The organism is Proteus sp. fly-1067 (assembly GCF_040139345.1).
Taxonomy (GTDB): Bacteria; Pseudomonadota; Gammaproteobacteria; order Enterobacterales; family Enterobacteriaceae; genus Proteus; species Proteus vulgaris_B.
The window spans coordinates 1-565 of record NZ_JBEEUL010000200.1 but is presented as its reverse complement, the minus strand read 5'-3'; the positions used below and the strand labels follow the sequence as shown (position 1 = coordinate 565).

Here is a 565-nt window from a genome sequence, read left to right as displayed (position 1 = left end):
TTCACATATTCATCGTATCGAATCATCACTTACTCATGGTGAATCGGTGATTATTACTACTCTAAAGGAATCAATATGAGTTTATCAATTAAAGAGATCATTAATGCACAAATTCTGCCACAGGCAGCGGCAGCACAACGCCGTGATCTGAGTATGGTGGCTATTTTTACTTCTGAGGTCGGTAATGCATTTACGGATGCCACATCACGTTATCTATTTGTTTCTAATGAGCAAGACGTCGCTAATTTGTTTGGCTCTCATTCATCGACATATAAAGCTGCTCAAGCGCTGTTTTCTGCTCGCCCAAAATTAAAACGTGCGATGATTGCTCGTTTTGCAAAAGAAAAACAAGAAATTGCAGCTACAGCAAATGCGCTTAAAGGTTCTACATTGTCGATTGGTGTTAATACACTGAAGCAGATCACTGATGGAACCATGACATTAAATATTGCGGGTCAAGAAGCGGTGCTGGCAGATCTTGATTTTAGTAAAGCGATCGATTTTAGCGATATTGCGCAAGTGATTGATGCTCAATTGCCTGAAGGTAGCAATCTACAAGCTAAGT

Annotated in this window: 1 protein-coding gene; it reads left to right on the top strand. The window is 40.0% G+C overall.

Annotated features, from left to right (window positions below; all coding sequences use genetic code 11):
- Positions 1 to 75: 75 nt before the first annotated feature.
- Positions 76 to 565 (top strand): DUF3383 family protein (locus ABN217_RS19980; RefSeq protein WP_349459967.1); only part of this gene is annotated, 490 nt, incomplete at its 3' end.